The sequence below is a fragment of the Cupriavidus sp. GW821-FHT07C08 genome (assembly GCF_059419025.1).
Genome location: NZ_JBWKQZ010000018.1, coordinates 117408 through 130183, shown reverse-complemented (window position 1 = coordinate 130183; position 12776 = coordinate 117408). Strand labels below are relative to the sequence as shown.

Here is a 12776-nt window from a genome sequence, read left to right as displayed (position 1 = left end):
TCCTACACGTCCGGCCCCTGCACTGCCTCACAGATGAAGGTGCCGGATGGCTCTGGCGGATTGCGGAGAAACCATGCAACAAGATTCGATGGCCCCAGTGGCCAAGCGCGGCGGCAACACGACAGAAGCGTCATCCTCCAACACGCTTCAGGCGAAGAGCGCGCCGGTGTCCGACCGGCAACACGGTTCCCACCATCATCGCCCGCCGGCGCGCAGCATGTTCGCGCCGGAGCTGGTGAAGCCCGCGCTGGTCGCGGCCTTCAGGAAGTTGTCGCCGCGCGACCAGCTGCGCAACCCCGTGATGTTCGTGGTCTACGTGGGCAGCATCCTGACGACGGTCCTCTTCCTGAAGGCCATGGCCGCGCCGGCGGCAGCGCCCGGTGGAGAATCCTCGGGCTTCATTCTGGCGGTGTCGGTATGGCTGTGGTTCACGGTGTTGTTCGCGAACTTTGCCGAGGCACTTGCCGAAGGCCGGAGCAAGCAGCAGGCGGAGGCGCTGCGCGGTCTGAAGACCACGGTCACCGCACGTGTGCTGAAGGACGGCAAACGTGGAGGTGCCACCGAAGCGCGCCCCGCCACGGCGCTGCGCCGCGGTGACGTGGTGCTGGTGCAGGCCGGCGAGATGATCCCCGGCGACGGCGAAGTGATCGACGGCGTGGCCTCGGTCGACGAAAGCGCCATCACTGGCGAATCGGCGCCGGTGATCCGCGAGTCCGGCGGCGACTTCTCGTCGGTGACCGGCGGTACGCGCGTCCTGTCCGACTGGATCGTGGCGCGCATCACGACCAACCCGGGCGAGAGTTTCATCGACCGCATGATCACGATGGTTGAAGGCGCCAAGCGGCAGAAGACACCGAACGAACTGGCCCTGACGATCCTGCTGGTCGGGCTGACCATCGTGCTGCTGCTGGCCACGGCCACGCTGCAGCCCTTCTCGCTCTACAGCGTCCTGGTGACGAAGGCTGGCGTGCCGGTGACGATCACGGTACTGGTGGCCCTGCTGGTTTGCCTGATTCCCACCACGATCGGCGGGCTGCTGTCAGCCATTGGCGTGGCGGGCATGAGCCGGATGATGGAAGCCAACGTGATTGCCACCTCGGGCCGTGCTGTCGAAGCCGCCGGTGACGTGGACGTGCTGCTGCTCGACAAGACCGGCACCATTACCCATGGCAACCGTCAGGCATCGCGCTTCATCCCGGCCCCGGGCGTGTCGCAGCTGCAACTCGCGGAAGCGGCGTGGCTGTCGTCGCTGGCCGACGAGACCCCGGAAGGCCGCAGCATCATCACGCTGGCGCGCCAGCTGCCGGGGCTGACGGCGCCGGTGATGGCAAGCATGAAGCCGGAATTCGTGCCGTTCAGCGCCCAGACCCGCATGAGCGGGGTTGACCTGAGCGACGGCGGCGGCGAGCGTCACGTGCGCAAGGGCGCAGCCGATGCCGTGCGCCGTTACGTGACCGAGCGCGCCGGCAAGTTCCCCGATGCGGTCCTGCAAGCCGTTGACGAGGTCGCCCGCGCCGGCAGCACGCCGCTGGTGGTAGCCGACGCCAACGGCGATTCGGTGCGCGTGCTTGGCGTGATCGAACTGAAAGACATCGTCAAGACCGGCATTCGCGAGCGCTTCGGCGAACTGCGCAAGATGGGCATCAAGACCGTGATGATCACCGGCGACAACCGGCTGACGGCGGCTTCGATTGCGGCGGAAGCCGGCGTTGACGACTTCCTGGCCGAAGCCACGCCGGAAGCCAAGCTCAAGCTGATCCGTCAGTACCAGGCCGATGGCCGGCTGGTCGCGATGACCGGCGACGGCACCAACGACGCCCCGGCACTGGCACAGGCCGACGTGGCCGTGACGATGAACAGCGGCACCCAGGCGGCCAAGGAAGCCGGCAACATGGTGGACCTGGACAGCAACCCGACCAAGCTGATCGAGATCGTCGAGATCGGCAAGCAAATGCTGATGACACGCGGCTCGCTGACGACCTTCAGCGTGGCCAATGACATCGCCAAGTACTTCGCGATCATCCCGGCGGCGTTTGCCACCACTTATCCGCAGCTCAACCTGCTCAATGTGATGGAGCTCGCCACGCCGGCGTCGGCCATCATGTCGGCGGTGATCTTCAATGCGCTGATCATCGTCGTGCTGATCCCGCTTGCGCTCAAGGGCGTGGTCTACCGGCCGCTGGGCGCCGCGGTGCTGCTGCGCCGCAACCTGCTGATCTACGGCCTGGGCGGCATCCTGGTCCCGTTTGTTGGCATCAAGCTGATCGACATGATTCTGGCCTTGTTTGGCTGGGTCTGATTTTCTCCTACGATTCGGAGCTTTCATGAATACGCAAGTGCAGTCCCGCCGGCCGTCGCCGCCCCCCGTGCAAGGTGGCTTGTTGCGGCCAATGTTGGTGGTGTTCGTTGGCCTTTCGCTGGTGACCGGCCTGCTGTATCCCGGCGTGATCACGGCGATCTCCAAGGCCGTGTTCCCGCATCAGGCAAGCGGCTCGCTGATCGAGAAGGATGGCAAGACAGTTGGCTCGGAACTGATCGGCCAGCCGTTCTCCGACCCGAAGTACTTCTGGGGCCGCCTGTCGGCCACGGCGCCGATGCCGTATAACGCCGCGGCTTCGGTGGGATCTAACCTGGGCCCCACCAATCCGGCGCTGACCGACGCCGCACGCGCGCGCATCGACGTGCTGCACGCCGCGGATCCGGACAACCAGGCCCCCGTGCCGGTGGACCTTGTCACGGCATCCGGCAGCGGGCTCGACCCGCACATCAGCCCTGCGGCCGCAGAGTACCAGGCAGCGCGCGTCGCGCGCGTCAGGGGGATTCCGATCGAACAGGTAAAACAACTGATTGCGGCAAATACCGAAACGCCGCTACTGCCGGTCCTGGGCGACCCGGGAGTCAATGTCCTGAAACTGAACCTTGGATTGGATGCCATTGCACGGAAGTAACCCGGTGCCGGGATGCGCATGCGAGGCAGAACTGGTCTGCCAATGCCAGGATAGAGGGTGAGCCGACCGATGCCTGATGCCGAATTGCGCGACGCCGGCGCGCGCCCCGACCCCGATGCCCTGCTCCAGATGGTGCAGGAGGAAGGCGCTCGCGCCTTGCGCGGCAAGCTCAGGGTCTACTTTGGCGCTTCCGCCGGGGTCGGCAAGACCTTCGCCATGCTCACCGCCGCGCGGGCGGCGTCTGCGCAAGGCACCGATGTCGTCATCGGCATCGTGGAGACCCACGGCCGCGCCGAGACCGAAGCGCTGATCGCCGGGATCGAGCGCTTGCCAATGAAGGACGTGCCGTACCGCGAGCGGGTTCTGCAGGAGTTCGACCTGGACGCGGCGCTGGTCCGGCGACCGGCCCTGGTCCTGGTTGACGAACTGGCCCACTCCAACGCGCCGGGCAGTCGCCATCCCAAGCGGTGGCAGGATATCCAGGAACTGCAGGCCGCCGGGATCGACGTCTGGACCACGGTCAATGTGCAGCACCTGGACAGCCTGAATGAGGCAGTGGGCGGCATCACCGGCATCCGCGTCTGGGAAACCGTGCCGGACGTTGTGTTCGACAGCGCCGACGAAGTCGTGCTGGTGGACCTGCCGGCCGACGAGCTGCTGCGCCGGCTGAAGGAAGGCAAGGTCTATCTGCCGGAGCAGGCGCGGCACGCAGCGCGCAATTTTTTCCGAAAAGGCAATCTGATCGCCCTGCGCGAGCTGGCGCTGCGCCGGACCGCCGACCGGGTGGACTCCGATGTGCGGGCATGGCGTCAGTCCGAAGCCGTGCAAGGCGTGTGGCGGACCCGGGAGGCAGTGCTGGCTTGCATTGGCAGTGGTGACGATGCCGAGCAGGTCGTCAGGAGTGCGCGCCGGCTTGCCGGCCAGCTCGATTGCGACTGGCATGTGGTGACCATCGCCACACCCAGGCTGGCACCCCCGTCCGATTTCGCCAAGACTCGCCTGCAGACGGCCATGCGTCTCGCAGAGGAGTTGGGCGCACGCACCGAGACCCTGGCGGGCAACGACATGGTCCAGGCAATCGTGGGGTACGTGCGCCGCCACAACCTGACCAAGGTGGTCATCGGCCGTGCGCCGGCGGACTGGCGCCGCGGGGGCGCCTCCGTTGCGGAGCGGGCCCGCGCCCTTCTCGGCCGGGCCTTGACGCCATTTGTGAACGCGCCGGCGTGGCTGTTCGGCCGCCGCAGTTTTGCCGATGCGCTGGCGATCGGGTGTCCGGAGATCGATATCATTCGCGTGGCGGCAGACACGACGCGGATGGATCTTCGCCCGCGCCATGGCACGGAAGAGCCAGACGCCCCCGCGCCAGGCGACGGGGCCACGCGCAAGGACTATTTGTGGGCAGCGGTATGGTGTGCCGGTGCCACGGCGCTGTCAGCCCTGGCGCTCCCCTGGTTCGACGTGGTCAACATTGCCATGCTGTTCCTGGCGGCGGTGGTCGGCGTCGCGCTTCGTCATGGCCGCGGACCGGCGGCGCTGGCTTCGGTACTGGCCGTGGCCGCATTCGACTTCTTCTTCGTACCGCCGCGGCTGTCGTTTGCCGTCAGCGACGTGCAGTATCTGCTGACGTTCCTCGTGCTGCTGTCCGTCGGGCTGGTCATCGGGCAACTGACGGCCGGTCTGCGCGAACAGGCGCAGGTGGCCGTGCAGCGCGAGAACGATGCCCGCACGCTGTACGAACTGGCCCGTGAACTCTCCGCGGCGCTGATGCCGGACCAGATAGTCTCGATCGCCAGCCGTTTCCTGCGTGCTGCCTTCGATGCCAATTCAGCCTTCTTCCTGGTTTCCCCGGAAGGCCGCTTGCTACCGCCCGTGTCTGATGCCGAACAGCATGACACCGGGGCGCGAACCGACTCGATCGACCGTGTACTGGCAGAGTGGGTATTCGATCACGGCCAGCCCGCCGGCACCGGCACGCATACCTTGCCAGGCAGCACCGTGCTGTATCTGCCATTGAAGGCGCCGATGCAGACCCGTGGCGTGCTGGCGGTCGAGCCTGCGGTGTCACACGCCTTTGCGCAACCTGCGCTACGGCGCCAGGTCGATGTGTTCTGCACGCTGATCGCGATCGCCATCGAGCGCTTGCATTACGTCGAAGTGGCGCAGCAAGCCTTGCTGTCGATGGAGTCAGAGCGCCTGCGCAGCTCATTGCTGGCCGCTGTCTCCCATGACCTGCGAACCCCGCTGACAAGCCTGATCGGCATGGCGGAAACCATGCAGCGTAGCGGTCCCGGGCTGACGCCGACACTGGCCGAGACCGTAGCCGCCATGCTGGAACAGGCCAAACGCATGCGGACCATGGTGGTGAATCTGCTGGACATGGCGAAGCTGCAGGGCCGGGAGGTCCGGATGAGCAAGGAATGGCAATCGGTGGAGGAGCTCGTTGGCGCCAGCCTGGCTGCCATGCGAGAGGCGCTCGAGCACCACCGCGTGGTTGTCGCCGACTTGTCCCGGGTACCCCTGGTCGAATGCGACGCCGTGCTGATCGAGCGCGTGCTGTGCAACCTGCTGGAGAATGCCGCCAAATACACGCCGGCTGGCACGGAGATCCGGCTCTCGGCCGCGCCGGTCGACGGCGAGATCAGGATCGCGGTAGAGGATGATGGCCCGGGCGTGCCCAAGGGCAAGGAACGGCAGATCTTCGAGAAATTCACGCGCGGTGAGCGCGAATCCGCGACGGCGGGCGTCGGCCTGGGCCTCGCCGTATGCGAGGCAATCGTGCAAGCCCATGGCGGGCGCATCTGGGTGGAGCCCGCGCAACGGCCAGACCGGCCCGGCGGCCAGGCGGGCGCGCGCTTCCTGGTAGCGTTGCCGCGTGGAAATCCGCCAGCGGTGGAGCCGGAGCAGACTGATGCCATTTGATTTTTCCCCGACAGTCTTGCTGGTTGAGGATGAGCCGCATATCCGGCGCTTTGTCCGCTCGACCCTTGAGTCCGAAGGCTGCACGGTGCACGAGGCGGAATCGCTCAAGCGCGGACTGATCGAGGCAGGCACCCGGCAACCTGACCTCGTCATTCTCGACCTGGGCTTGCCGGACGGAGACGGGGTGCAATTGATCAGCGAGATCCGTACCTGGACTGACGTACCGGTCCTGGTCCTGTCGGCACGTAGCGGAGAGGCCGACAAGATCGGTGCGCTGGATGCCGGCGCGGATGACTACCTGACCAAGCCCTTTGGCGTCGGCGAACTGGTCGCGCGCCTGCGCGTGCTGCTGCGCCGGCATGCCCGGGCCAACGCCCAGGGCTCCCACCAGATCCTGTTCGGCGACGTGCAGGTTGACCTGGCCAGCCGCGTCGTCACCCGTTCCGGACTGGCCGTGCACCTGACGCCGATCGAGTATCGTCTCCTGGCGGTTCTGATCGCCCACCGCGGCAAGGTAATGACGCACCGGGATTTGCTGCGGGAGGTGTGGGGGCCCTCTCAGGCCGAAAGCAGCCAGTACCTGCGCGTCTATATGGGACATCTGCGGCACAAGCTTGAAGCGGACCCGGCGCGGCCCGCTCACTTGCTGACGGAAATCGGGCTGGGCTACCGGTTTGCCGGATAACGCTGGAATCCAGGCGCATTGATTGGATTTGTACGCAGGCACTGCGGCTTTTGATACCGTTTTTACGCGTCAGACAATATCGTGGCGAGGCTCCCTGCAACGGGGATTCCTTCAACTCTCGTCACAACAACAATGACTGACCTGCGCCATACCGCGGCCGCGCTGCTCGCCTGTTCCGCATCTTCCATCCTCATCTTCGCTGCCATGCCGGCCATGGCGCAATCCCAGCCTGACGCCGGGGCGCCTGCAGCGGCTCCGGCCGCTGCCGCAGCCGAGCCGGCATCGCCGCATACGTTCACGGCCAACGTGTCGCTGGTCTCGGACTACCGTTACCGCGGCATCAGCCAGACCAACCTGCGGCCCGCGGTCCAGGGGGGCTTTGACTATGCGCACGAAAGCGGCTTCTATGTGGGCAACTGGAACTCCAGCATCAGCTGGCTCGAGGATGCCAACCCGACGGTCTCGGCGCCGGTCGAAATGGATTTCTACGGCGGCTTCAAGAACACCTTCAAGGTTGCCGGCACCGAATTCAACTATGACCTGGGCGTGCTCGAGTACTACTACCCGGGCGGCTACAACAACCCACGTCCCTACACCACGGAACTGTATGCCGGCATCGGCTGGGGCCCGGTATTCCTGAAGTATTCGCATGCCGTGACCAACCTGTTCGGCTTCCACGACAGCAAGAACAGCTACTACGTCGACCTGACGGCCAACGTGCCGCTGAACTTCTGGGACCTGACGCTGAACGCGCACGTGGGCTACCAGGGCGTGACGCACAACAGCGACGCCTCGTACACCGACTGGAAGATCGGCCTGACCAAGGATCTGGGCAAGGGCTTTGCGCTGGCGGTGGCCTACGTGGACACCAACGCCAAGGAATCGGTCTACACCAGTGCCAACCGGGGCCGCTACCTCGGCAAGGCTGCGGCCTGGGCTTCGCTGACGAAGACGTTCTGAGCGCGAGCGCTTTGCCAGCGTCGCCGATTTTGATGCGGATTTAACGCCAAAGCCCAACATCCTTGCATCAAATTTAGACGGCGCTGGCTAGCATAAAGCCATGTCCAACACGCGGCCCGCTACCGCGCGGGTCCATCCAATCATGCGACAGTCAAGCCTGGCCGTTGATACCGTTCCCCGACGTACCGCCCTGCGCAGCAGCAAGGCCACCATGCCCGCGCTGCGCGCGGTCCCCCAGCCGGCACCGGTCTGGATCCGCATGCGTCTTGCGGTGGCATCCACCGAGGTGTTCGGCCTGCGCCAGACCATGCACAGGGCGCTCGGTGAACTGGCCCGCGTCTATGTGGTAAGCGTGGACTACCGGCACGGCGAAACCACGCTGCACGTGGAGATCGCGCGCACGGACCGCGACGCGGCGATGGATGCCATCATGACGGCATTTCCGGCGGCGGAGTTCGGCGTCACGACAGCCCTGGGAGACGGCCATGTGGCGCACTGAGGAAGAGAGCTTCTCCTGTGCCGCCGTTCACGCCTGCACCGGTATCGCAGCGATTTCCCGCCAGTCGCCATGGGGTATCGGGGTGCCCATGGTCACGCCGATGCGTGCCGGCTCGCTGGACCTGCCGGGGGCCGCCAGGCTGGCTGAGCGCTACGTTGAGGCTGGCGTGAACGGCCTGATCATCCTGGGCACGACCGGCGAGGGAAGCCTGCTCTCCACGCACGAGCGGCAAGCCTTCACGGCGGCAGTGCTCGAGGCCGTCCATGGCGAGCTGCCGGTGATGGCTGGCGTCGGAGCGGTCGATACCCGCGCAGTGTGCGCGCAAGTTGCCGAACTGGACGGCTTTGATCTTGCCGGCTACCTGGTGCCGCCGCCCTGCTACCTGCGGCCCTCCGATGAGGGCATCGTGTGGCATTTCAATGAGGTGGCGCGCACAACCGAACGCCCCCTGATGCTGTACAACGTGCCGAAGCGAACTGGCTGTGCGATGTCGCCAGCGCTGATCCGATCGCTGCTTGCGCACCCGCAGATCTCGGCGGTCAAGGAGTGTGACGCCGGCAATCTCCGGGCACTTGTCAACGATCCGCATGTCACCGTGCTGTGCGGTGAGGACGCGGCCCTGCTGGATCACCTGCTTGCAGGTGGCGCCGGCGTGATCGCCGCGTCCTCGCATATTCGTCCGGACCTGTTCGTGCGCCTGCTGCATCTGGCGCAGACAGGCCGCTTGCGCGCGGCCCGCGCCTTGTTCGCCAAGCTCGCGCCGTTGATATCGCTCATGTTCGCCGAGCCGAATCCGGCACCGGTGAAAGCTGCGCTGGCGCTATCCGGCGTGATTTCCCCGGAAATCCGACTGCCGTTGCAGCCGGCAAGTCCCGCGTTGGTCCAGAGGCTGGAAGTGACCATGGCTCTTCTTCCTCCGCTTTCCGCGGCGCGGGATGAGCATCTGGCGCCATAAAGGGCTAGCCATCCTTGCCTTTCGGCCTCTCCGGCGGCATCGCGTCGCGGCCAGCGCCTGATATGTGTTTGTCTGGCCAACAGCGTCATGAAATGAGTTGGCCCGCGCCCAACACAAAGTCTGCCTACCAAGGATCGGAAAGTGTCGGCACTCCATGAAAAGCCTTTGTTTTTCATAATGTTATGGATTTTTTTGCAGCACCCTCCCGGGTCTGGCACGCCCCATGCTCTATACCCTTCGAGCGCAACAACGTGCTCCCCCAACCGAACCCCAAAGGAGACTTACCATGCAATCAACCCTCATGATCAAGGACCTGCCGCTCGACCAGGAACTGGACGGCAAGACCATGTCCGCCGTGCGCGGCGGCCACGCCGTCTCTGTTGTCGGCGGCAACGCCCAGAACGTCGTCGGCGGCGGCGGCTTTGCCAGCCCGACCATCGGCTTGCAGGTCGGCGCGACCGTGAACACGATCGACGCCAGCTCGCACCTCAGCCTGAAGATCCCCACCATGCAGAACTTCGGCAACGGCACCCAGGTGGCCACGCTGTAACAACGCTGCATGCGGGAGGCCCGCCGAAACGGGACTCCCCTTCAACCGAATCCCCAAGGAGACTTACCATGCAATCGACCCTCATGATCAAGGATCTGCCGTTCGACCAGGAACTGGACGGCAAGACCATGTCCGCTGTGCGCGGCGGCAGCGCCTACTCGCTTGTCGGCGGCAACTATCAGAACGTCGTCGGCGGCGGCGGCTTTGCCAGCCCGACCATCGGCTTGCAGGTCGGGCCGACCGTGAACACGATCGACGCCAGCTCGCACCTCAGCCTGAAGATGCCCACCATGCAGAACTTCGGCAACGGTGTCCAGGTGGCCGCGCTGTAACAGGACCGAGATGCGTCGCCCCCACTTCAACGGGTGGCGACGCACCTTGGAGTCCGCAGCGGAAGATACAACCTACGGTATTCCAGTCCGGAGCCCGCAGCACTTGCCAGTCTTGGCAAGCACTCGACAGGTTTTCAGCAGTCTGAACCCGCCCTTCTGGGCGGTTTTTTTTCGCCGGACCTTGGGGCCGCGCTTCGAGCGCTGCCATTTGCGTGCCTTCACGGCGGAGGCCAGCTCGCATCAGTGGCGCCCTCGCCGACCACCAGGCCCGCAGTCAGGACGGGCCATTTGCGCGCATCCAGGCAGAGAGCTGACTCACCGAATCCCGGTGTCATTGGCTTCAAGGCGGCTTGGCTCGACGCAGTCAGTTCCGGAGAGGCAACTGTATCCGTTCGCCCAACAGTGACACGAAATGAGTTTGCCTACGCCCAACACCAACCCTGCCAAAGTTCCGCCCGACGGATCTCAGAAAGCGCCAGGATTCCCAAGAAAAATCCTTTATTTTCAATACGTTATGTCGATTACTGCAGCGCCTTCCCGGGGCCTGGCACGGCCCGTGCTCTATACCCTTCGAGCGCAACAAACGTGCTCCCCCAACCGAACCCCAGGAGACTCACCATGCAATCGACCCTCATGATCAAGGATCTGCCGCTCGACCAGGAACTCGACGGCAAGACCATGTCCGCTGTGCGCGGCGGCAGCGCCTTCTCTCTCGTCGGCGGCAACTTCCAGAACGTCATCGGCGGCGGCGGCTTTGCCAGCCCGACCATCGGCGTGCAGATCGGGCCGATCGTGAACACCATCGACGCGAGCACACACCTCAACCTGAAGCTTCCCACCCTGCAGAACTTTGGCAACGGCACCCAGATGGTCGCGCTGTAACGCTGCATGCGGGAGTCCCGCCGACGCGGGACTCCCCTCAACCGAACCCCCAAGGAGACTCACCATGCAATCGACCCTCATGATCAAGGACCTGCCGCTCGACCAGGAACTGGACGGCAAGACCATGTCCGCCGTGCGCGGCGGCCACGCCGTCTCTGTTGTCGGCGGCAACGCCCAGAACGTCGTCGGCGGCGGTGGCTTTGCCAGCCCGACCATCGGCTTGCAGGTCGGCGCGACCGTGAACACGATCGACGCCAGCTCGCACCTCAGCCTGAAGATCCCCACCCTGCAGAACTTCGGCAACGGCACCCAGGTGGCCACGCTGTAACAACGCTGCATGCGGGAGGCCCGCCGAGGCGGGACTCCCCTTCAACCGAATCCCCAAGGAGACTTACCATGCAATCGACCCTGATGATCAAGGACCTGCCGTTCGACCAGGAACTGGACGGCAAAACCATGTCCGCTGTGCGCGGCGGCAGCGCCTACTCGCTTGTCGGCGGCAACTATCAGAACGTCGTCGGCGGCGGCGGCTTTGCCAGCCCGACCATCGGCTTGCAGGTCGGGCCGACCGTGAACACGATCGACGCCAGCTCGCACCTCAGCCTGAAGATCCCCACCCTGCAGAACTTCGGCAACGGCACCCAGGTGGCGACGCTGTAACCACGCTGCATGCGGGAGTCTCGCCGAGGCGGGACTCCCTCAACCGAACCCCCAAGGAGACTTACCATGCAATCGACCCTCATGATCAAGGACCTGCCGCTCGACCAGGAACTGGACGGCAAGACCATGTCCGCCGTGCGCGGCGGCAGCGCGTACTCTGTTGTCGGCGGCAACGCCCAGAACGTCGTCGGCGGCGGCGGCTTTGCCAGCCCGACCATCGGCTTGCAGGTCGGCCCGACCGTGAACACGATCGACGCCAGCACGCACCTCAGCCTGAAGATGCCCACCATGCAGAACTTCGGCAACGGTGTCCAGGTGGCCGCGCTGTAACAGGACCGAGATGCGTCGCCCCCGCTTCAACGGGTGGCGACGCACCTTGGAGTCCGCAACGGAAGATACCGCCTGCGCTATCTTCCACTGCCTTCTCCGACCAGGTCTGAACGGGTCATCGTGGCCCCTGGGGAGGGTGCCCCGGGATAATGATCCCGGAGCTATGCCCTCACCTCACATCCGTCCCTTCCAGGGCACCAGGACTTTCGCCAGCTTGCGCATCAGCAGGTCGAACACGTAGGCGATCAGCCCGATCAGCACGATGCCCATGATCACCACGTCTGTACGCAGGAAGTTGGAGGCATTGAGCACCATCTGGCCAAGGCCAGCGGTCGCGGCCACCATTTCGGCGGCAACCAGGGTGGTCCACCCGAAGCCGATGGCAATGCGCATCCCGGTCAGGATATCGGGCAGTGCGGCGGGTATCACCACGTGGCGCACCACCTGCCACGGCGTGGCACCCATCGAGTAAGCCGCGTTGATCTGCTCGATGGTGACCGAGCGCACGCCGGCCTGGGCCGACATTGCCAGCGGCGCGAAGCAGGCCAGGAAGATCAGCAGCACCTTCGAGGTCTCGTCGATGCCGAACCAGATCACGATCAGCGGCAGGTACGCCAGCGGCGGCAGGGGACGGTAGAACTCGATCGGCGGATCGAAGACGCCGCGTGCGATGCGCGACACCCCCATCATCACGCCGATCGGCACCGCCGTGACCACCGCCAGCCCGAAGGCGCCGAACACGCGCAGCATGCTGGCCGCGAAATGCTCGGTCAGCGGCTGGCCGCCTTGCAGGTTGCCCTGCCAGGCATCGATAAAGGCGGTGACGATGGACTCAGGCGTGGGCAGGAACAGCGGCGGCAGCCAGCGCAGGTGGCTGGCAAGCCACCACAGCGCGAGCAGCAGCACCACGGTGATGGTGGAGATGCGTGAGCTTGACCCCTCGCCGGGCAGGCGGTAGCCCGAGACGGTCTTCATTTGCTGGCTGGCCCCGGCCGCGGCGGCTTTGGTGACGCGCGGCGTGGGTTCGATGCGTTGGACGGAAGCGGGCATCTCGTG

Annotated in this window: 14 protein-coding genes; 13 read left to right on the top strand and 1 reads right to left on the bottom strand. The window is 65.3% G+C overall.

Annotated elements, in window-relative coordinates:
* The first annotated feature begins 73 nt into the window (after positions 1–73).
* The 13 genes from kdpB (at position 74) to AC07UK_RS22240 (ending at position 11720) form a co-directional block, all read left to right on the top strand.
* The gene (gene kdpB / locus AC07UK_RS22300; protein WP_436223772.1) at positions 74–2299 is read left to right on the top strand and encodes a potassium-transporting ATPase subunit KdpB; all 2226 of its coding nucleotides are present in this window, start codon (positions 74–76) and stop codon (positions 2297–2299) included.
* 25 nt (positions 2300–2324) lie between these two features.
* A complete protein-coding gene (kdpC, locus tag AC07UK_RS22295) occupies positions 2325–2948 on the top strand; it encodes a potassium-transporting ATPase subunit KdpC (protein WP_436223773.1) in 624 nt (207 codons plus the stop codon).
* A gap of 69 nt (positions 2949–3017) precedes the next feature.
* A complete protein-coding gene (locus AC07UK_RS22290) occupies positions 3018–5867 on the top strand; it encodes a DUF4118 domain-containing protein (protein ID WP_436225320.1) in 2850 nt (949 codons plus the stop codon).
* The gene (gene kdpE, locus AC07UK_RS22285; RefSeq protein WP_436223774.1) at positions 5857–6552 is read left to right on the top strand and encodes a two-component system response regulator KdpE; all 696 of its coding nucleotides are present in this window, start codon (positions 5857–5859) and stop codon (positions 6550–6552) included. The genes AC07UK_RS22290 and kdpE overlap by 11 nt, the downstream gene beginning before the upstream one ends.
* A 132-nt stretch (positions 6553–6684) precedes the next feature.
* Positions 6685–7512 carry a TorF family putative porin gene (locus tag AC07UK_RS22280; protein ID WP_436223775.1) on the top strand — a complete coding sequence of 276 codons (828 nt, stop codon included), beginning with the start codon at positions 6685–6687 and terminating at the stop codon, positions 7510–7512.
* A gap of 142 nt (positions 7513–7654) precedes the next feature.
* Positions 7655–8011 carry a hypothetical protein gene (locus AC07UK_RS22275; protein ID WP_436223776.1) on the top strand — a complete coding sequence of 119 codons (357 nt, stop codon included), beginning with the start codon at positions 7655–7657 and terminating at the stop codon, positions 8009–8011.
* Positions 7998–8966: a 4-hydroxy-tetrahydrodipicolinate synthase gene (gene dapA / locus AC07UK_RS22270; protein WP_494686457.1), complete on the top strand. Its 969-nt coding sequence runs from the start codon at positions 7998–8000 to the stop codon at positions 8964–8966. Before AC07UK_RS22275 ends, dapA begins: the two co-directional genes overlap by 14 nt.
* Positions 8967–9252: 286 nt before the next feature.
* On the top strand, positions 9253–9516 hold the full coding sequence (locus AC07UK_RS22265; RefSeq protein WP_114134394.1) for a hypothetical protein: 264 nt from the start codon (positions 9253–9255) through the stop codon (positions 9514–9516).
* A gap of 68 nt (positions 9517–9584) precedes the next feature.
* Positions 9585–9848, top strand: a complete 264-nt coding sequence (locus tag AC07UK_RS22260; protein ID WP_436223778.1) for a hypothetical protein — start codon at positions 9585–9587, stop codon at positions 9846–9848.
* 618 nt (positions 9849–10466) lie between these two features.
* Positions 10467–10730: a hypothetical protein gene (locus AC07UK_RS22255; RefSeq protein WP_436223779.1), complete on the top strand. Its 264-nt coding sequence runs from the start codon at positions 10467–10469 to the stop codon at positions 10728–10730.
* A gap of 64 nt (positions 10731–10794) precedes the next feature.
* On the top strand, positions 10795–11058 hold the full coding sequence (locus tag AC07UK_RS22250) for a hypothetical protein (protein WP_013952526.1): 264 nt from the start codon (positions 10795–10797) through the stop codon (positions 11056–11058).
* 68 nt (positions 11059–11126) lie between these two features.
* A complete protein-coding gene (locus AC07UK_RS22245; protein WP_494686456.1) occupies positions 11127–11390 on the top strand; it encodes a hypothetical protein in 264 nt (87 codons plus the stop codon).
* Positions 11391–11456: 66 nt separating this feature from the next.
* Entirely contained in the window at positions 11457–11720 is a 264-nt protein-coding gene (locus AC07UK_RS22240; RefSeq protein ID WP_436223781.1) for a hypothetical protein, read from the top strand.
* A 174-nt stretch (positions 11721–11894) separates the two neighbouring features.
* On the opposite strand, the gene AC07UK_RS22235 is transcribed toward AC07UK_RS22240, so the two are convergent.
* On the bottom strand, positions 11895–12770 hold the full coding sequence (locus tag AC07UK_RS22235; protein ID WP_013952524.1) for an ABC transporter permease subunit: 876 nt from the start codon (positions 12768–12770) through the stop codon (positions 11895–11897).
* Positions 12771–12776: the final 6 nt, after the last annotated feature.